Annotated in this window: 16 protein-coding genes; 11 read left to right on the top strand and 5 right to left on the bottom strand. The window is 35.6% G+C overall.

The features are described 5' to 3' along the window. Window position 1: 1 nt before the first annotated feature. Both ACFQ39_RS14715 and ACFQ39_RS14710 read left to right on the top strand, forming a co-directional pair. Window positions 2-499, top strand: a complete 498-nt coding sequence (locus tag ACFQ39_RS14715; protein ID WP_377180348.1) for a DUF6702 family protein — start codon at window positions 2-4, stop codon at window positions 497-499. Window positions 500-566: 67 nt separating this feature from the next. Then, complete coding sequence (locus ACFQ39_RS14710) at window positions 567-2843, top strand: M1 family metallopeptidase (protein ID WP_377180346.1); 2277 nt, start codon at window positions 567-569, stop codon at window positions 2841-2843. Window positions 2844-2878: 35 nt separating this feature from the next. On the opposite strand, the gene ACFQ39_RS14705 is transcribed toward ACFQ39_RS14710, so the two are convergent. Then, complete coding sequence (locus ACFQ39_RS14705) at window positions 2879-3337, bottom strand: Lrp/AsnC family transcriptional regulator (protein ID WP_377180344.1); 459 nt, start codon at window positions 3335-3337, stop codon at window positions 2879-2881. Window positions 3338-3485: 148 nt separating this feature from the next. Here ACFQ39_RS14705 and ACFQ39_RS14700 point away from each other — a divergent pair, with 148 nt between their 5' ends. Together ACFQ39_RS14700 and ACFQ39_RS14695 are read left to right on the top strand one after the other, a co-directional pair. Continuing rightward, window positions 3486-4715, top strand: a complete 1230-nt coding sequence (locus ACFQ39_RS14700; RefSeq protein ID WP_377180342.1) for an aminotransferase class I/II-fold pyridoxal phosphate-dependent enzyme — start codon at window positions 3486-3488, stop codon at window positions 4713-4715. A 466-nt stretch (window positions 4716-5181) separates the two neighbouring features. Then, a complete protein-coding gene (locus tag ACFQ39_RS14695; protein WP_377180340.1) occupies window positions 5182-5727 on the top strand; it encodes a hypothetical protein in 546 nt (181 codons plus the stop codon). A gap of 1590 nt (window positions 5728-7317) precedes the next feature. Here ACFQ39_RS14695 and ACFQ39_RS14690 read toward each other — a convergent pair. Both ACFQ39_RS14690 and ACFQ39_RS14685 read right to left on the bottom strand, forming a co-directional pair. Beyond that, complete coding sequence (locus tag ACFQ39_RS14690) at window positions 7318-8265, bottom strand: phosphoribosylaminoimidazolesuccinocarboxamide synthase (RefSeq protein WP_377180338.1); 948 nt, start codon at window positions 8263-8265, stop codon at window positions 7318-7320. Window positions 8266-8279: 14 nt separating this feature from the next. Continuing rightward, window positions 8280-9218 carry a PhoH family protein gene (locus ACFQ39_RS14685; RefSeq protein WP_377180336.1) on the bottom strand — a complete coding sequence of 313 codons (939 nt, stop codon included), beginning with the start codon at window positions 9216-9218 and terminating at the stop codon, window positions 8280-8282. 169 nt (window positions 9219-9387) lie between these two features. On the opposite strand from ACFQ39_RS14685, the gene ACFQ39_RS14680 reads away from it, so the two are divergent. The 6 genes from ACFQ39_RS14680 (at window position 9388) to ACFQ39_RS14655 (ending at window position 14343) form a co-directional block, all read left to right on the top strand. Beyond that, window positions 9388-10218, top strand: coding sequence for an SAM hydrolase/SAM-dependent halogenase family protein (locus tag ACFQ39_RS14680; protein ID WP_377180334.1), 831 nt, complete (start codon window positions 9388-9390; stop codon window positions 10216-10218). A 7-nt stretch (window positions 10219-10225) separates the two neighbouring features. After that, on the top strand, window positions 10226-10522 hold the full coding sequence (locus tag ACFQ39_RS14675) for a putative quinol monooxygenase (RefSeq protein WP_377180332.1): 297 nt from the start codon (window positions 10226-10228) through the stop codon (window positions 10520-10522). A 10-nt stretch (window positions 10523-10532) separates the two neighbouring features. Beyond that, on the top strand, window positions 10533-11252 hold the full coding sequence (gene gldF / locus ACFQ39_RS14670) for a gliding motility-associated ABC transporter permease subunit GldF (RefSeq protein WP_377180330.1): 720 nt from the start codon (window positions 10533-10535) through the stop codon (window positions 11250-11252). Window positions 11253-11257: 5 nt separating this feature from the next. Continuing rightward, window positions 11258-12913, top strand: coding sequence for a gliding motility-associated ABC transporter substrate-binding protein GldG (gene gldG / locus ACFQ39_RS14665; RefSeq protein ID WP_377180328.1), 1656 nt, complete (start codon window positions 11258-11260; stop codon window positions 12911-12913). Window positions 12914-12996: 83 nt separating this feature from the next. Then, window positions 12997-13839, top strand: a complete 843-nt coding sequence (locus tag ACFQ39_RS14660) for a DUF2911 domain-containing protein (protein ID WP_377180326.1) — start codon at window positions 12997-12999, stop codon at window positions 13837-13839. Between the two features lie 12 nt (window positions 13840-13851). Then, window positions 13852-14343, top strand: a complete 492-nt coding sequence (locus ACFQ39_RS14655) for a DUF2911 domain-containing protein (RefSeq protein ID WP_377180324.1) — start codon at window positions 13852-13854, stop codon at window positions 14341-14343. A gap of 45 nt (window positions 14344-14388) precedes the next feature. On the opposite strand, the gene ACFQ39_RS14650 is transcribed toward ACFQ39_RS14655, so the two are convergent. Continuing rightward, window positions 14389-16065, bottom strand: a complete 1677-nt coding sequence (locus tag ACFQ39_RS14650) for a sodium:solute symporter (RefSeq protein WP_377180322.1) — start codon at window positions 16063-16065, stop codon at window positions 14389-14391. A gap of 118 nt (window positions 16066-16183) precedes the next feature. Further along, a complete protein-coding gene (locus ACFQ39_RS14645; RefSeq protein ID WP_377180320.1) occupies window positions 16184-18703 on the bottom strand; it encodes a PIG-L family deacetylase in 2520 nt (839 codons plus the stop codon). Window positions 18704-18913: 210 nt separating this feature from the next. On the opposite strand from ACFQ39_RS14645, the gene dnaN reads away from it, so the two are divergent. Further along, a complete protein-coding gene (gene dnaN, locus ACFQ39_RS14640) occupies window positions 18914-20032 on the top strand; it encodes a DNA polymerase III subunit beta (protein ID WP_377180318.1) in 1119 nt (372 codons plus the stop codon). Window positions 20033-20699 lie beyond the last annotated feature (667 nt).

The following is a 20699-nucleotide window of genomic DNA, read 5'->3' as shown; positions in this document are numbered from 1 at the left end:
TATGAGGTTTTCCAAATCTATTTTTATCCTGGTTTCTCTTTTTTTCTTGTCTTTTACTGTGCATAAGTATTATGTGAGCGTAACAGAGATCAAATTTGCAGAACAAAAACAGGAATTGCAGATCTCGATGCGCTTTTTTATTGATGATATTGAACTAGCCTTAAATCAACGCTTCAATAAAGAATTTGAATTGTCGACCGTAAAAGAACCTCTTGATACGGATAAATTTCTGGAATTATACATCGCTCAAAAATTTCAGATTAAAATAAATGGTAAAACTATTTCAACCCGCTATTTAGGCAAAGAATATGAAAACGATGTGGTCTATTTTTACTTGATCGCCGAGAAAATCAATGCTGTGGATGTAATAGAAGTTACAAATAGTATATTATTTGAACAATATGAAGATCAGGAAAATTATATCCAGCTGAATATCAACGACAAACGCAATACATTTATCTTGACAAAGAGAAATGATAAAGAAATGTTAAAATACTAAAATAAGAACCTTTAAAAAAACGGAATTATCCTATATTGGCGACGGATTTAAAGGAAAAAAATACAAAATGAGAAAAACGTTATTTTTAACATTATTAAGTGGAATTTTAGCTCTTTCGGGATTTGCACAGGAAGAGAAGCCTGCCGCAAGAGAACAAGGACATTACAACACGAGTAAATTCAGACAATTATACCAGGAATTGCCTACGCCAAACAACTACAGAACGGCATCAGGAGCGCCTGGTCATGAATATTATCAGCAACAGGCTGATTATAAAATGGATATTGTTTTGGAAGATGAAAAACAACGTATCTATGGCGAAGAAACAATCACCTATCACAACAACTCACCGGATGATTTAGATTATTTGTGGGTTCAATTAGACCAGAATATCAGAGCTGCCGATGCAAAAACACAAGATGTGAAAGAAGGCGGACCGGGGGTTTTTTACAGTCCTGAAAAATTTACCCAATCCTTTTTAGGAAAACCTTTTGACGGTGGTTTTAAAATCGACTACGTACAAAATATGACAGGCGGAAAACTGCCTTACACAGTGAATGGTACCATGATGCGTGTGGATTTGCCAACTACCTTAAAACCTGGAGCCAATACGAGCTTTAAAATAAAATGGTGGTATAACATACCAGAGCATACGGTAGACAGATCGAGATCTGGATTTGAACATTTTCCAAAGGATGGTAACAATACCTATATTATTGCTCAATTTTTTCCTAGAATGGCAGTCTATAATGATGTAGAAGGATGGCAAACACTACAATTTTTGGGTACCGGTGAATTTGCCCTTCCTTTTGGAAATTATGAGGTGAACATTACTACACCTGCTGACCACATTCTAGATGGAACTGGCTATGTATTGAACAGAAAGGATATGCTCACCAAAGAGCAATGGAAAAGATATGAGCAAGCAGAAAACTCTTTCGATAAACCAGTTGTGATTGTCACGCAAGCAGAAGCTGAAGAAAGCGAAAAATCTTTTGCGAAGAAAACCAAAACATGGAAGTTAAAAGCCGATAATGTGCGTGATTTCGCTTTTGCGAGCTCTAGAAAATACATTTTAGATGGTCAAGCTGTAAAAGTGGGTAACAAAAAAGTGATGGCCATTTCGTTATATCCAAAAGAAGGAAATCCATTATGGGAAGAATATTCTACAAGAGTGGTTGCTCATACTGTTGAAAGCTATTCTAAAAGGATGTTCGATTACCCTTACCATAAAGCGATTTCTGTGCATGCCAAACAACAAGGGATGGAATACCCTATGATCTGTTGGAATTTTGGTCGACCAAATGAAGATGGAACCTATTCCGAAAGAACGAGAAATGGAATGATCGGCGTAATTACGCATGAGGTTGGCCATAACTGGTTTCCGATGATCGTTAATTCAGATGAACGTCAATGGGGTTGGATGGATGAAGGTCTGAATACCTTTGCAGAACTTTTGGCAGAACAAGAATTTGAACCGGGTTTTCCATCGAGAGGATTTCCTAAAGATGTTGTGCGATATATGGGTGGAGATCAGAGTAGAATTGCTCCCATCATGACGCAACACGACAACGTTTACAGTAGTGGCTCTAACGCTTATTCTAAGCCTGCAGCAGGTTTGTATATGTTGAGAGAAGTAATTCTCGGACATGAACTTTTCGATAAAGCCTTTAAAACTTATGCCGAAAGATGGAAATTTAAACACCCAACGCCTGCAGATTTCTTTAGAACCATGGAAGATGCTTCAGGCACAGACCTCGATTGGTTTTGGAGAGGTTGGTTCTTTACCACAGATTATACAGATATCGGTGTAAAAGAGGTGAATAAATATGTCGTGACAGATCAACCAACGGAAAGAGCTAAAAATATGGCGGCCAGATATGGTATGAAAGTAGAGGATTTCTTGCCTGCACTTTTCTTGATCAATCCTGATAGTGAGGAGTACAATAAGGAGATGGCAAAGGATGTTGATCCGATGAAAGATTATAAATTTTTAAGTGACTTCTTAAATGAGAATTACTCAGCAGAAGAAAGACAATCTTTAAAAAACACGAAATTTTTCTATGAAATTGTATTTGAAAAACCGGGAGGTTTGGTGATGCCCATTTTAGCAGAATTTACTTATGCAGATGGTACAAAAGAACAGAAATATTATCCTGCTGAAATCTGGAGATTCAATGACAAAGAGATTAAAAAATTAGTAGCCTCTGATAAAGAAATTGTAGAGATCAATGTCGATCCGAATAATTTAACCGCTGATATAGACCAATCAAACAACAGTTGGCCTAAAAAACAAGAAGAAACAAAGTTTGACCAGTTCCAAAAGAACAATGTAAGTCAATAAATTTAAAGAAGGCTGTTCGAAAGAGCGGCCTTTTTTTATACCCTTATTTGAACAGAATTTTTCACCTCATTGATGATAAATGTAGAATAGGCACTTCCTATATAATCCAACATGGTGAGTTTGTTATTCAAAAATTCACGGTAAGCCTTCATGTTTTTTACCGCAACACGCAATATATAGTCGTATTCACCACTCACATTATAACATTCCAACACCTCATCAAATTGCAAGACTTCTTTCTCAAATTTCTTTACCAAGTCATGCCGGTGCTGCACCAGTTTGATCTGACAAAAAGCGATAAATGATTTGTCAATTTTTTCAAAATCAACCAATGCCACATATTGTTTGATGACGCCTGTTCTTTCCAATTTTCGAACACGCTCATAAACCGCTGTATTCGACAAACCCAATTGATGTGCCATTTGTTTGGTAGTAGTCTTGCTGTCGGTTTGTAAAATCCAAAGAATTTCCTGATCAATCTTATCGAACTTCATGAAATATTTTCTATAAACATCTATTAAATCACAAATTTATAGAATATTTATCTAATTACACTAATATTATAGTTTTATAAACTACTTTATAAATTAATAATTGTTATTTTATCTAATTATAACGAATTTTGTAGAAAAATAAATAACTATGGCTTCAGATTTTAAACCCGCAGACAGAATACAAGACTTACAATATTTTGGAGAATTTGGTGGTGTAAACCCTTCTATTTCAGACTCTTCTACCTATACTTTTTTGGCAGCAAAATCGATGATGGACACTTTTGAAGGAAACACCGAAGGTTGTTATTTGTATTCTCGCCATAGTAGTCCTAGTAACCTATATTTAGGTCAGGCGCTAGCCGCGATGGAGGGAACAGAATCGGCCAATGTAACCTCTTCCGGAATGGGTGCCATCACAGCTGCTTTGATGCAAATTTGTCAAGCCGGCGACCATATCATTTCGGCGAGAACCATATACGGAGGTACTTATGCTTATTTTAAAAATTTTGCTCCAAAATTTGGTATGAACACCTCTTTCGTAGACATTACCAATTTAGAACAAGTTGAAAATGCGATCAACGAGCATACAAAAGTGATCTATTGCGAAAGTGTAAGCAACCCATTATTGGAAGTTGCTGATATCAAATCACTGGCAAAAATTGCTAAAAAATATGATCTCAAGTTGGTAGTAGACAATACCTTTTCTCCTTTGAGTATTTCTCCTGCGATTTTAGGTGCAGATATCGTCATCCATAGTTTGACAAAGTTCATCAACGGAACCAGTGATACGGTGGCAGGTGTCATTTGCGCCAGCAAAGAATTTATCGATGCAACGAGAAATGTGAATGACGGTGCTTGTATGTTATTGGGCTCTGTGATGGATAGTTTGCGTTCTGCCAGCGTGTTAAAAAATATGAGGACGCTGCATATCCGTATGAAGAAACACAGCGAAAATGCCATGTATTTGGCAGAAAAATTCGAGCAGGATGGTATCAAAATGATCTATCCCGGATTAAAAAGTCACCCGCAACACGCGTTGTTTAAATCTCTTTACAATCCGCAATACGGTTTTGGTGGAATGTTGGCATTTGACGCTGGCTCATTGGAAAAAGCCGACGAACTGATGGAACTCATGCAAAAACGAAATTTGGGTTATCTGGCTGTGAGTTTAGGTTTTTACAAAACCTTGTTTAATGCACCTGGTACGGCAACCTCATCGGAAATTCCTGTTGAAGAACAAGAAGCCATGGGACTTACCAATGGTTTGATCAGATTTTCTATCGGTTTAGACAATGACATTGAAAGAACCTATGCAACCATGAAACAGTGCATGCTCGATCTGAATATTTTACAAGAAAAAGCAACTGTACAGGCCTAAAAGAAAATAAACAATTTATATCGTAATAAAGCCGCCTCAAAATTTGAGGCGGCTTTATTTTGTTTAAGTTTTAACACATGACAATTCCTTCCTGAATTCATTTTTTTGGAAACTAAATTACAAGGTATCAACATGCCGCAACTTGACATGCCAATGTGCTGATAAAACTTTTGCTGGATGCTGATGTATTCATCCGTGCATGCTGATAAAAAAAATAAAGATGCCGCATGTATTTTTAAAATAAACAATATTTTTAACCGAGAAGTAAAAACTATAAATTTAAAAATCCTGAAGGTCTGTTTTTTATATGCTTTGTACCGTGAGGTAGGGATTGAGTGGCTTAATAGGTACCAGAAAAGTATAAAAATAAGAAATAGCCACAAGATACAATCGCGCGGGAGCGAGGGTTTTACCACCCTCAAAGTGGAACATATATTCATTATAATAAAGATTTTATTCAACAGCAATGAAAAGATTGATATTATTGGTTTTCTTAGTTCTTACAAGTTGCCAAGAAAATAAAACGGAAATTGTAGAATTCAAAAAAGGTGAACTAACTGACGCTTCAAAAGAGCTTCTAGAGATTTATTGTAATGATTCAATGTTAGATTCTCTTAAATATGATATTGATTTCATAAAAAGAGGTATTGATACTCTAGAAATATTAGCAGTGGTGCGTGAGGAATTTTTTGGTGACAAAACACACTTAAATTACTACGTAGATTATTTCAAAGGATTCAGAGTTTTCATATGGATGAATAAAGATGATAGATTTTTCTATTCTTCGGGGAAAACTTTGAAAAAAGATGTTTATATAGATATAGCAGATATTAATAAAGAAAAAGATATTCCATTAACCTATGATACTCCTTATTGGATCATGATTTTAAAAGAAAATAGGATTTCCCACTTTGAGTGTCAATTTTGTACTCCCATTAAGGAGTTGTTAGATGAAATTAAAGCAATAGAATTCCCCCGCTACCACACGAAATCGAAGATTCAACGTAGCTAAATGAGATTTAGCGAAGCTAATCCTTCGCGTGGTAATAGAGGATTTGTCAGTTCTAGTGATTTTGAGTGACGAAAAATCGTATCGAGAACTGCTATAAAAGTTTAAATTCTAATTCTCGATACAAATTTTATTCATTTCATTCTTAAAATTCACTCGAATTGACAGAATTTCATCCCCTCGTTCTCGCCCGAAATGAAATTCAAAGAAGACAGATCGAAGATTCAGTGTAACTAATCCCCCCGCTACCGCGCGACATCGAAGATTCGACGAAGTCAAATCGAAGATTCAGCGTACCTAAATGAAATTTAGCGGAGCTAATCCTTCGCATGGCAATAAATATATATTATCGATTAGATAGTAGAAATTTTAGAATAAAACAATATTTTTAAGCGATGAGTAGAAACTATAAATTTAAAAATCCTGAAGGTCTGTTTTTTATATGCTTTGTACCGTGAGGTAGGGATTGAGTGGCTTAATAGGTACCAGAAAAGTATAAAAATAAGAAATAACCACAAGATACAATCGCGCGGGAGCGGGGGTGAATGATAAAATTAGAAAACTATGAAAATTTTGTTTTTGGTATTGTCATTGCCTGTTTTTACAATAATAAAATATTTTTTGTTTTTTTTCCTTTCTTATATTGATGATAGTTTAGAATTTCGATCATTCGATTTATATTCGGTCATTTGCTTTTTGATTTTCTATTACTTTGTTTTTTTTTATGGAAAAGAATCTAAGTTGTTGAAGTTTGTCAAACTTAAGATTAAAAATATGTCAGATAAAAGGTTCTCTGAGGTTATATTTGTTATATTTTTTATGATTGATTCAATGTTAAGCCCTATTCATTTGATCCGATTTGTAATTTTGAAACGAACGAAGGATATGAAATTGTTTTGTGAAATGATTATTAGGCAAATAAGTTTTGCTCCTTTATCATGATAATGTTAAAGAAAATCCGATTTGTGATGTTTGAATTCGCAGTTAGTTTTTTTATGTCGGCTTTCTTACTTGATTTTATGTTTGATTATGTTTCTATAATTTTAACCATACCCCTAATAATTATTTTTAATTTTTTTTGGCATTTTATTATCAGGAAGTCCCCTACGATGATAACTTTTCACATTTGTTTGAATGGTAAAAGTCATATTAGTTTTCAAGAAAAAATCATATTTGAATTATTATATTTAATAGATTTTGCTGCTAGTATAACACTTCTTTTTACTGTATTATTTTACAATCCGGAGAATTTTAAATTGATTTGTGAAAAAGTAACAGGTTTTGAATTTGTTAATTGTTGAACTACCACACCTTGACATTTAAAATGGCAAAACAAATGTTATTTATTTCTAAAATAGAATACATTTACGATGTCACAGGCGTAAAACAAAAAAATATCGTGAGTACCGGTACAACTACAGAATATGCTGGCAATTATATTTACGAGAATGGCAGTTTGCAGTTTTTCCACACCCCCACTACCGTGCGACATCGAAGATTCAGCGTAGCTAATGTATCGCGTGACCATTGAAATTATACGATATTTTCATAAATACCTACGAAGTCTCATCTACCCACTAAATCTTAAAAAAACTAGGCTTTTAAATAATCCAGAACATTTCGTTCAATTCTCTCTAAAATATGGGTAGTATCTGCCTTTTCAAATTTTTGACCGGTAATGTTTTCAAACAATTCGATATAGCGATTTGAGATCTCTTCAATCTTTTCATCAGTCATTTCGGGAATTACTTGTCCTTCAAGACCTTGAAAGCCATTTTCGATCAACCATTGGCGCACAAATTCTTTAGACAATTGTTTTTGAGGCAGGCCTTGATCTTGTCTTTCCTGGTAACCATCAGCATAAAAATAACGTGAAGAATCAGGGGTATGGATCTCATCGATCAAGACGATCTCACCCTCCTTTGTTTTACCAAATTCGTATTTGGTATCTACCAATAATAAACCTCTTTTCTTTGCGATCTCTGTTCCTCGTTTAAAAAGCTTTCTCGTATAATCTTCCAAGACCAGATAATCCTTTTCATCAACAATACCTTTGGCTAAAATATCTTCTCTAGAAATATCCTGGTCGTGCAAACCACTGTCAGCTTTTGTAGTCGGTGTAATTATAGGTTCTGGAAAACGATCATTCTCTTTCATTCCATCAGGCATAGCAACCCCACATATCATTCTCTTTCCTGCTTTGTATTCTCTCCAGGCATGACCGGATAAATAACCTCTTATCACCATTTCAACCTTGAAAGGAGTACACAATTTTCCCACAGAAACATTTGGATCCGGACTTGCCATTAACCAATTCGGTACGAGATCTTTGGTTTCTTCCATCATCAACAAAGCGATCTGGTTTAAGATTTGACCTTTGTAAGGGATTTGTTTTGGCATCACCACATCAAAGGCAGAAAGGCGATCGGAAGCGATCATCACCAACAACTCATCGGCAATGTTATATACTTCTCTTACTTTTCCTTTGTAAACATTTTTCTGACCGGGAAACTGAAAATGGGTATCGTTAATGGTTTGCATCCTTTTATAATTTGTTAGGTTGTTTCTAAATTTTTAAACGCTGCCAAAATTTTACTGACTAATTTATGGCGAATGATATCTCTTGCATCAAGGGTGACAAAAGAAATTCCTTCAATGTCTTTAAGTGTGACAATGGCTTCTTTTAAACCCGAAATTTGCTTAGCGGGCAAATCTATCTGCCCGGGATCACCGGTAATAATGAACTTTGCATTTCTTCCCATTCTCGTCAAGAACATTTTCATTTGGTTATGCGTAGTATTTTGCGCCTCATCCAAAATTACAAAAGCCGAATCCAGCGTTCTACCTCGCATAAAAGCCAAAGGCGCAATTTGAATCACCCCTTTTTCTAAATAAGACACCAATCTTTCATGAGGAATCATATCGTGCAAAGCATCGTAAAGCGGCTGCATATACGGATCTAATTTTTCTTTGAGATCACCAGGTAAAAAACCGAGATTTTCACCTGATTCAACCGCAGGCCTTGTAAGAATAATTCGCCTTACCTCCTTCTCTTTCAGTGCTTTTACCGCCAAAGCAACGGCAGTATACGTCTTACCCGTACCGGCAGGACCAACTGCAAAAAGCATATCATTTTCTTTGATCTCATCCACCATTTTTTGCTGATTTGGGGTTTGAGCCTTGATCAGCTTTCCTCCTACACCATGCACAATGGTATCCGATTTTTTATGATCTTTGGTTTTACTGGTTGTTAGGATTTGCTCGATCACATGAGCATCCAGTTTATTGTATTTTTGAAAATAGACTACCAGACGATCTATGTTTTTCTCAAACTCGTCGAGAATCGCTGCTTCACCAAAAGCATATACCTTATTTCCTCTTGCGACAAGTTTTAACTTGGGATAATACTTCTTGATTTCATTAAAATTCTGATTGCTAATGCCAAAAAAATCCTTGACATTTAGGTCTTCAAGTATAATTGATCTTTCGTTCAAATGCTGTTGTTTTTCTATTAAAAATTAATCAGAGATTACTTGGTTAAACAAGCCTATTTTAATTAGATTTGTAATGCAAAAATAGCATTTTAAGTCAAGAAAAAACGCATAGATTTGCAAATAGCAAACAGTTTTTTTATTACAAAAATTCAAATTATCCAGCTTCTTTATGCCTCTAATTACGCTTACTACTGATTTTGGAACCAAAGACCATTATGTGGGAGCTGTAAAAGGAGCCATTTACGGAGAACTGACCGATGTAAAAATTGTCGACTTATCGCATCACATCACTCCGTTTAGCATTACTGAAGCCGCCTATGTGATCAAAAATGCTTACACAAATTTTCCTAGTGGCACAATTCATATCATCGGTGTAGATGCAGAAGTAAGTCCGGAAAATGTTCCCATAGCCATTCAATTAGATAATCAGTATTTTATTTGTTGTGATAACGGTATTATTTCAATGATACTCTCTGAAATAAAACCCGAAAAGATTGTTCAGATTACCATTCAAAAAAATTACGATATCCTTTGTGATACGCTGGATCTTTTTGTGAAAGTGGCTTGCCATTTGGCCAGAGGCGGTACTTTGGAAGTTATCGGGAAACAAATAGACCAGATCAAACAGATCAAAGAATTGCAACCTTCCATCAATGCCGAAAAAAATCAAATCATGGGTAGCGTGATTTATATTGACAATTTTGGCAATGCCATCAGCAATATCTCAAAACATATTTTTGAGAGTGTGGGCAAAGGAAGAGAATTTGAAATCGTTGCCAAAAGACATACTTTTCAAAAAATCTATAGCAAATACAACGATATTGTCGATTTTGCTCTTCCCCTGGACAAAAGACAAGACGACGGTAAAAGCTTGGCTTTATTTAATAGTTCTAAATACCTCGAGTTATCTATTTACAGGAGCAACAAGAGAACCGTTGGTGGTGCATCAAGTTTGTTGGGCTTAGATTACCGAGATAATATTACGGTAAAATTTAAATAAAATAAGTATGTTTGCCAGAATCGTGAAAATGACCTTTCAACCCGATAAAATTGATCTTTTTTTAGAAAATTTTCACAAGAACAAAATGAAGATCAGAAATTTTGAGGGCTGTGTTTCACTTGAACTTTTTCGCGATAAAAATGATCCATCTATCTTTTTCACGTATAGTTGGTGGAAAACGGAAAATGATTTGGAAAAATATAGAAATTCAGACCTGTTTAAAACGGTTTGGTCTGATACAAAAGTTTTATTTAGCGATAAACCCGAAGCTTGGAGTATAGACAAGATCGAAAGTTTACACTAAACTGAAAAAAATGTTTTCAATTTTTAAAAAAGAAATCAATACTTTTTTTGCCTCTTCAATTGCTTATTTGGTCATTGGCGTATTTTTATTGATTAACGGTTTATTTCTCTGGGTTTTTCGTGGTGATTTTAATATCCTCGAAGCAGGTTTCGCAGATCTCAATGCCTTCTTTTTTATTACACCTTGGTTTTTTATTTTTCTGATTCCCGCTGTAACCATGCGCAGTTTTAGTGATGAAATGCGTCTGGGCACCATCGAAATATTGAAAACCAAACCCATTACCAATTGGCAGATCGTTTTGGGAAAATATGCGAGTGCAGTTTTACTCATCGTCATCGCATTAGTGCCAACCATCGTCTATGTTTACTCTATTTTAAAGCTTGGTAATCCTGTCGGAAATTTAGATTGGGGTTCAACCATTGGCTCCTATTTGGGCTTAGTTTTGTTGGGCGCTGCTTTTACTTCAATTGGATTATTTACAAGTACCCTGTCTAGTAACCAGATCATCGCATTTTTAATTGGAGTAATCCTGAGTTATTTGCTATTTGCCGGTTTCGATGCTTTACAAGAAATTGATTTCTTGGGCTTCGATTTTTTATCGTCTATCGGAATGAGAAGTCATTTTGAAAGTATCAGTCGTGGAGTGATAGATACACGTGATGTTCTTTATTTTGTCTGTGTGATCTACTTTTTTCTGGCTTTAACCAAACTCAATATCGATAAAAAATAAAGATGATGGAGCAAATAAGAAAAAAGGAAAGTATACAAATGATTTGGGTAATCGCAGTGATTGCAGTTATTCTAGGCATTAGTAATTCCTTTTACCATCGTTTTGATTTAACGACAGACCAGCGCTATACTTTATCTGAAACAACAAAGGATATTGTAGATGAGATCGAAGGTCCTCTTTTTGTAAAAGTGTATTTGGAAGGTGATTTTCCCGCTGAATTCAAAAGAATTCAAACAGAAACTCGACAACATTTAGAAGAATTGAGATCTTTAAACAAAGACATTGTCTTTCAATTTATCAATCCGCTTACCAAAACAAACGAACTGATCGAGAGCGGTTTACAACCTTCAAAATTATCAGTTCAAGAAAACGGACAAGTATCTCAAGCCATCATATTTCCTTATGCTGTACTAGAGTACAAAGGAAAAAAGCAAAATGTATCTCTTTTGAGTGAAGCACCTGCAACCTCACAAGAAGAACAATTACAGAACAGCATTCAAAACTTAGAATTTGCCTTTACAGACGGAATCAATAAATTAGTTCAAGAAAAACAGAAGTCGGTTGCAGTATTGCGCGGAAACGGTGAGTTAAGCGATCTATATTTGTACAGTGCGCTAAAGAAACTAGGTGAATATGTGCATTTGGCAGAGTTTACACTAGATTCTTCTGAAACAAATCCACAGAACACATTAAAAGAATTACAAAAATACGACCTTGCTCTGATCGCGAAACCAACAAAATTATTCACCGAAAATCAAAAGTTCACTTTAGACCAATTCATTCTGAACGGAGGTAAAACGGTTTGGTTCATCGACCAAACCACCGCAGAGCTTGACAGTTTAATGGATACGGGCAACTCATTGGTTATGAACCGTGACCTAGGATTGACCGATTTGTTATTTGCTTACGGCGTAAGAGTTAATTACAATTTAACAAAAGACATGTACGCGAGTACCATACGTCTGGCGGCTGGTAATTCAGGCAATCAGACCCAATATGAAGATTTTCCATGGTTGTATTTTCCGCTGATCTTTAGTAAAAACAACCACCCTATCAATACGAATCTGGACCCTGTTTTTTTGAGATTTCCAAGCACCATAGATACCCTGAAAAATAGCATAGAGAAAACGATTTTATTACATAGTTCTCCATATGCAAAAATCATCGGAACTCCAGCGGATGTTTCACTTAACGAGATTGCAGAAAACCCAACGCAAGAAAGTTTTAACCAAAAAAACCTGATTTATGGTGTTTTGCTCGAAGGCGAATTCCAATCTGCTTATAAAAATAGAATTAAACCTTTTTCTATTCAATCTGCCACGGATGAATCGGTTTACAATCAAATGGTCGTTGTTTCTGATGGAGATTTAATTGCAAATGATGTACTCAGAGGTGAACCTCTGCCTTTAGATCAAGATAAATGGACAAAAAAGCCATTGGGAAATCAACAATTTCTTTTAAATACCGTACTCTTTTTGTTAGAAGATCAATCCATTTTAGAATTGCGCGCAAAACAGGTGCAGATCAAATTTTTGGATAAGGAAAAGGCCTACCGAGAAAAAGGGTTTTGGCAAATTCTTAATGTGCTTCTACCACTTATTCTTTTAATGCTTTTTGGAATAATCTTCAATTATATTCGAAAGAAAAGATATACTTCTTAATTTTTTGTTAAAAAATTGTTCTTTCCGAATTGATGTGACAATTGTCACTAAATTAGAAACTCTATTAATTAAAACATAATTCAATGAAAACAAAGCTTTTAACTATTTTAATGATGTGTTTTGCATTCGTTTCGCAGGCACAAATCACAGCTCCACAACCTAGTCCAACAGCAAAAGTTGAGCAAGTAGTGGGATTAACCGATATTACCTTAGAGTATTCTCGTCCTTCTTTAAGAGGAAGAAGTGCTTTTGGTGAGTTGGTTCCCTTTGGTCAAACCTGGCGTACAGGAGCTAATGCCAATACCAAAATTACCTTTGGCACAGATGTCACCATCGACGGAAAAAAATTAGCCAAAGGTACTTATGCATTATTTACTGTTCCCAATGCAAATTCTTGGGATGTTATTTTTTACAACGATGCAACAAACTGGGGTACACCGCAAAAATGGGATGATAGTAAAGTGGCCTTAAAAACTTCGGCCAAGCCAAGTACTTTAGCGAATAAAGTTGAAACTTTTACGATCGATTTTAGTGATTTGGGTGACTTTACTTATGGTCATTTAAATATTTTATGGGACAAAACGGCGGTTGCTGTAAAAATTGAGGTTCCAACAGATGAATTGACTTCTGCTAGTATTCAAAAGGTAATGGCCGGACCAGATGCCAACGACTATTTTAATGCGGCAAGTTATTACAGAAAATCAGGTAAAAGCCTTGATCAGGCAAAAACTTGGATAGACAAAGCGGTTGCTATGAGACCAGAGGCCTTCTGGTACATGAGAGAACAATCGTTGATTTATGCAGCTATGGGTGATAAAAATGGTGCGATTATCGCTGCCAAAAACTCTTTAGCTTCTGCTCAAAAAGCAGGAAATCAAGACTATGTAAAAATGAATCAAGATTCCATTGCAGAATGGAGCAAATAAAAATTTAATAAGATGAAAAAAATAATGATTTTATTGGTGATGGTTGCAAGTGTAACCATGGCCTGTGCACAAAAAAGCCCAAGAGAGCAAGCCTCGGGAACGGTTAACGGTATCAATGTGGCTGTAGATTACGGTGCTCCCAGCGTCAGAGATCGTGAGATTTGGGGTGAATTGGTTCCTTATGGCAAAGTATGGAGAGCGGGTGCCAATGAGAACACCACCATCACATTTGATAAAAATGTAACGATAGCAGGGAAACAATTAGCTGCAGGAAAATATGGCTTTTTCATGATTCCAAATCAATCTGGAGACTGGACAGCTATTTTTAGCAAGAAAAATGATGCTTGGGGCTCAAATGGTTATGCCGAAAGCGATGATGCACTTAGAGTAAATCTGTCACCCAAAATGGTTTCAGACAATCAAGAGCAATTAAAGTTTTCTGTGGGAAGTAATGGAATTGATTTTGCTTGGGAAAAAGCTAGATTATCTATTCCAATCAAATAATACATCAGTTTAAGATATGAAAACCTCGATTTAATCGGGGTTTTTTTATGCCCTGATTTTTCTACTATTGAATTGCTGTATCAACATGGCCAAGATAATTACGAGCACACATCCCAATAAGTTCAACCAAAGAAAAGGAAGCAAATCCATTTTAAAAATAGCAATAATGATGACTTGAGTGATGATTGCCGCAACAAAAACAGCATTAGCTTTTACATATTTTATAAAAAAGGCAAGTAAAAAGATTCCTAGTATATTGCCATAAAATATAGAGCCGATAATATTCACCAACTGAATAAGATTATCAAAAAGACTTGCCACACTGGCAAAGATAATTGCCAAAACACCCCACATCACGGTAAACCATTTAGTAGCCGACACATAGTGTTGGTCATTCTCTTCTTCTCTTACACTTCTTTTATAGATATCAACAACAGTGGTAGAAGCTAAGGCATTGATTTCAGAAGCAGTAGATGACATAGCTGCTGACAGTATCACGGCTAACAGTAATCCGATCAATCCTCTGGGTAAATTGTGTAGTATAAAATGAATAAAAACATAATCTTTATCGTTGGTCTCTACTTTATCATCAGCCAAAATAATCAATTCCTTTGCCTTTTCTCGATTTTCAATTTCCTGCTCATTTAAAACAGTAATTTGTTTACGTGTCTGCGCATCAACTTCTGGATTCGCAAATTTTAATTGAAGTACTTTCTTTTCTTCTAAAATTCTAGTGTGCTCCTGTTCTAAGGAATTATAGGCTGCTGCCTGTTCTGAATTTTGGACGGCAATTGTCGCAGCCGGGTTAAAATTTAAAGGAGAAGGATTAAACTGATAAAATACAAATACAGATACGCCAACCAATAGGATAAAGAATTGCATAGGCACTTTTAAGACAGCATTAAACATTAAGCCCATCTGACTTTGTCGGACAGATTTACCGGATAAATAACGTTGCACTTGCGACTGATCAGTTCCGAAGTAAGATAACATTAAAAATGTACCCCCTAAAAAACCTGTCCAAACGGTGTACCTATTATTAAGATCAAAAGAAAAATCTAAAATTTCCATCTTTCCACTTGCACCGGCAATTTTCAATGCATTGTTGAAGCTGATATCTTCAGGTAATGAATAAATGATCACAAAAAATGCGGCAAACATACCCAGGAAAATAATCGCCATTTGCTGTTTTTGGGTGACGTTAACAGCTTTTGTGCCACCGAAAACCGTATAAACAATAACCAAAACACCGATGACAATATTGAGAATAAACAAATTCCAACCCAAAACTGCAGACAAAATAATAGCCGGAGCGAAAATGGTAATACCAGCGGCCAAACCCCTCTGAATTAAAAACAGACAAGCCGTAAGCGTTCTTGTTTTCAGATCAAAACGGCTTTCTAGATATTCGTAAGCTGTATATACATTGAGTCGATGATAAATCGGTATAAAAACCATACAAATGATCACAATTGCTATAGGTAATCCAAAATAAAATTGAACAAAGCCCATCCCACTGTGAAATGCTTGACCCGGAGTAGATAAAAAAGTAATCGCACTTGCTTGGGTGGCCATGACGGACAAACCTACAGTGTACCATTTGGCTTCCTGACTTCCCTTGATGAAATCGTGAATATTTTTACTTCCTTTGGTTTTATAAGAACCGTATAAAACGATAAATAACAATGTGGCCAATAAAACAATCCAATCTATAATGGCCATATCAATTATAATTTTGCATTAAGAAATAAAAGATCAATATATACAGCAAATTAACAACGAGGATAGCCGTATAACTTTTTTTCCAGACAAATCCTTTTTTTTCCTGATCTTCCATTATTTATTGTTTTACCGCTGTTGTTTTTTGCTCGTCACCAAGAGAAATCATGTTTACAAATAATTTATATGCACCGGGTACGCCGGCAGGTAATTCCCTAAAAAAAGACAAACCAGTATAAATATAATTTCCTTTACCATATTTGGCAATTAGTAAAGAGCCTTCTTTGGCCGATTCTCCGGGGTCATTCATAGAAAAAACAGGAGTAAATTCGTTCGACCATTGATCAGGGAAATATAACCCTCTTTCCTGTACCCAACCTTCGAAATCTTTTTGGGTAATTTGGTTGGGATAATTTAAAATCGATTGCTTTGGATTGATAAAACGCACCTCCGAGGTTTCATCTGTCACACGGTCGTTGGACAATTGAAGGTCATAAGGTGCTAGACTACCATTTATTTTTAATCCTCTGGAAGTATTGTATTGAACAATTAAATTACCGCCATTCTCAACAAATTTCAATAAAGCCTTTTGTTTATTAATAAGTTCATCATGGATATTATAAGCCCGAATACCCATAATAATTGCATCAAAACGATCTAGATCGTCACCTATCTCTTCAGGATTTAATTCTGTCACCCGATAGCCAATTTGACGTAAACTCTCTGGCACATCATCCCCTGCTCCTTTGATATAAGCCACATTCTTTGGTGCCATCGATAAATTTAATCGAACAACTTGGGCATTGGCAGGAAATAAAATACGCTGTTTTGGAATATGATCGTAATTGATCTCTGTCAAAGACTGGTTGAACTCCTTTCCTCCACTTTTAATCACACTTTGTAACACACCTTCTGATTGACCTGCCGGTGGTGAAACAAAAAAACTCACTTTTTTTACTTCTCCCTTTTCATTTAAGCGAATTGGAATTGAAGATGGTTCAACTTTCCAATGTTCTGGTACCTGTAAACTAATTTCGCCATTAATGGACGCTTTATGAGCCATCACATTGACAGGAATTTCTTTTGGACTCGTGTCATTGAACAAAATCACATTACTTTCTATGGTCGAGGTAAAATCAGGTAGAATTGCAAAGGGTTCATACACCTCACCTTTTACAGGATCGTTGTATTTATAAATTACATCCTTTTCAAAATGAATAGAACTACCTTGGATCGTCAATAAAAAATCAACTTTTACCGTTTGATCACCCATAGGTTTGCCGATATTCTCAGGATCCTCTACATAATACATCCCTAAAGAGCCCTTTTCGTTTAACCAATAAGGCGAAGAATATGGCGCATTTAAAGGAATTTTCACTTCCGAAGTGAAATTGTTAGAAACATTCTGGTCTAAGGTCTTATTCAATGCATTTGTTTCTTGAAGTCCTTCGCAAAATACCCTGTAATTTTCAATTTTCACTGGTATCCTACTGCGATTGATAGCTTCTATATTCAATTTTACTATTTCTCCTGGAGTTGATTCTGCCGTTTCAGATGACGCCTCTAAATACAATCCTAAACACGCATAAATAATCGCCTCAATTTCTTTCTTTTTGATGACCTTCCAATGTTCATTCTTTAGCGTTGAAATTAATTTATGAGCCCTGAGCAGGTCCGGTACACTTGCCGATGGATTTTTAAAATCATAATTATTTTGCACCCTGTTTAAGATATCTCCAATTTCTTTTCCACCTTCAACACGGTTCCATGAAGTATCAATTCCTTCAAAAATATTCTTAGGATCTGAAGGCATATCACCATTGATCAATTGTAAATACTCTGACTCATCACCACGAGAACCAGTACTTCCAAATCCTTGAGATTTATGCATACTTCTGCTCGTTGCCGCAATTTCATTATTAGACAAGCCCAACTCAGGATAAAATGTTCCTGTATTCACTTCCATCATTTTACTCTTATCGGCTTCTGCAAATTTCTCTCTGCTGCCATAAAACCACCAGGAAGTATTGAAAAACATGCGTTTAATTTTCCATGGTTTTGAATTTCCAACAACATAGTTCTTTTCATTTATAAGGTCGAAAGCCTCTGAGCTCAATATCGCCGAAGTTGTGTGATGACCATGGGTACGCCCAGCAGAGCCAGCATCAAAACGATTAATGACAATATCGGGTTGGTATTCTCGCATGATGCGCACCACATCACTCAATACGTCTTCACGATTCCAAATGCGCTGTGTTTCATCTGGATTTTTAGAATAGCCAAAATCGTTTGCTCGTGTAAAAAACTGCTCACCGCCATCTACAGAGCGTGCTTTAAGTAATTCATTTGTTCTAATAAGTCCGAGTTGTTCTCTAATTTCAGGACCAATTAAATTCTGCCCGCCATCACCTCTCGTTAATGATAAATAAGCCGATCTGGCATTGAGCTCATTAGAGAAATAAGAAATCATCCTTGTGTTTTCATCATCTGGATGGGCGGCTACATATAAAACAGATCCTAAAAAATTGAGTTTTTCTATCTTTTTATAAATTTCATCTGAAGATAATTTTTTCGGCATTTGTCCAAAAAAAGTAATAGGAAAAAAAAGAGCGAGTATGACTAAAATATAGATTCTTTGCATAGATTTATGTGTAAAAGGCAAATCTAAAAAAATTAAGAGGACCAAATCTAAATTAAGAAAACCTTAACAGACAAAATAACCCTAAAACATCGGGTCAAATACTTTAGTCAACCGAACTTTTATTTTTGCCATAAGTATTAAAATAATATATTTGTAATCCTTAATCTGGGAAGCTATAATCAGTATAGTTAAACCCTTAATTCCAATTAAATGAAATTTATTGTATCGAGTTCTCAATTACTGAAGCAATTGCAAATATTAGGTGGTGTAATTAATTCCAATAATACCCTGCCCATCTTGGATAATTTTCTATTTGAATTTGAGAATGATGAACTGAAAATATCAGCTTCTGATCTAGAAACGACGATGTCGGCAATTATAGAAGTCGGTGCAGATGAAAGCGGTTCTATTGCAATCCCTGCTAAGTTATTGCTCGATACCCTAAAAACTTTTCCCGAACAACCCCTGACCTTTACCGTAGAGGATAACAATATCATAGAAATAAGTTCTGATAGCGGTAAATATGCGTTGGCTTATGCGGATGGAGAAGAATTTCCCAAAGCGATTGAATTGGATGGAGCGAGTTCAATTATCTTAAATGGTGCTGTTTTAGCTGAGGCCATTTCAAAAACAATATTTGCTTCAGGAAATGATGATTTACGCCCCGTGATGAGTGGTGTGTTTTTCAGGTTTTCACCGGAAGGCTTGATCTTTGTCTCTACAGATGCACATAAGCTGGTGAAATATATCCGTAATGATGTATTTGCCAATGAAACATCTGAGTTCATTATGCCAAAAAAACCATTGAACCTGTTAAAAAATATTCTTTCCAGTTCTAATAGTGATGTAAAAGTTGAATTCAATGAGAGTAATGCAAAATTTACTTTTGACAATATTTCATTGGTTTGTAGATTAATTGATGGAAAATACCCTAATTACGAAGCGGTCATCCCAAAAGAAAACCCAAATAGATTGGTTCTTAATAGGTCTATGTTCTTAAATTCGGTGAGAAGGGTTTCTATATTCTCAAGCAAATCTACGCATCAGATCAGGCTCAAAATGGCAGGTACCGAATTAAAAATTTCTGCGGAGGATATTGATTTTTCAAATAAAGCTGACGAGCGTTTACAATGCAGCTATGAAGGTGATGATATGCAAATTGGCTTTAACTCAAGGTTTTTACTTGAAATGCTGAACAATTTAAGTGCGACTGATGTAATGTTAGAAATGTCTCTACCCAACAGGGCAGGAATACTTACTCCACTTGACGGCTTAGAAGAAGGCGAAAATATTACCATGCTTGTGATGCCTGTGATGATTGGTAACTAAAACGAAGTAAGAAAAACTTACAGCCCAAAATACTATTTTAACACAAGAACATCACTTCATGTTAGAAGCTTGCAGTATACCTGTCTTTTGTATGGTGAGTAATGGCATAACTGAAGTGGGGTTACTAAGCTCAAATTACTTGAAATAAAACTTTTCCTCCTCTTAGGAGGGGTGGTGCGAAGTACTGAGGGGTGGTACTGAACACCGATTTATTAAAAAAGGAGCAGAAACATTATAGCTCTTGAATTTCCAAATCAAAAAATAAACAATCTCAACGGCATCACCTATTCACCTTTTGCTAAATCACTTTTTCTCTCTTTCACTAAATCCCATCACAGCTGACAACATCTTACTATCATCACAACCGGTTCACAGCATAACCGCATAACCGAATCACTTTTTAATCTACTCACCTTTGCTAAATCACTCTTTCACTAAATCCCTCCACAGCTGACAAGATCTGCCTAACAACATATCCGTATCACAGCATAACCGCATAGCCAAATCACTGTTTCACCATTTCGCCTTTTGAAATACTTTTTTAAAATCAACATATTGTTAATAACTTTTTTTTCGTATCTTTCACCCATTAAATATAGTTGAATCCCCCAAAATTCAATTATTTTTAGTACAACTTTAAAAAATTGCTAATTATAAGTTGCTGTTT

Source organism: Namhaeicola litoreus (assembly GCF_042679565.1).
In the GTDB taxonomy this organism is placed as follows: domain Bacteria; phylum Bacteroidota; class Bacteroidia; order Flavobacteriales; family Flavobacteriaceae; genus Namhaeicola; species Namhaeicola litoreus.
This window is presented reverse-complemented; position numbering and strand designations above follow the sequence as displayed.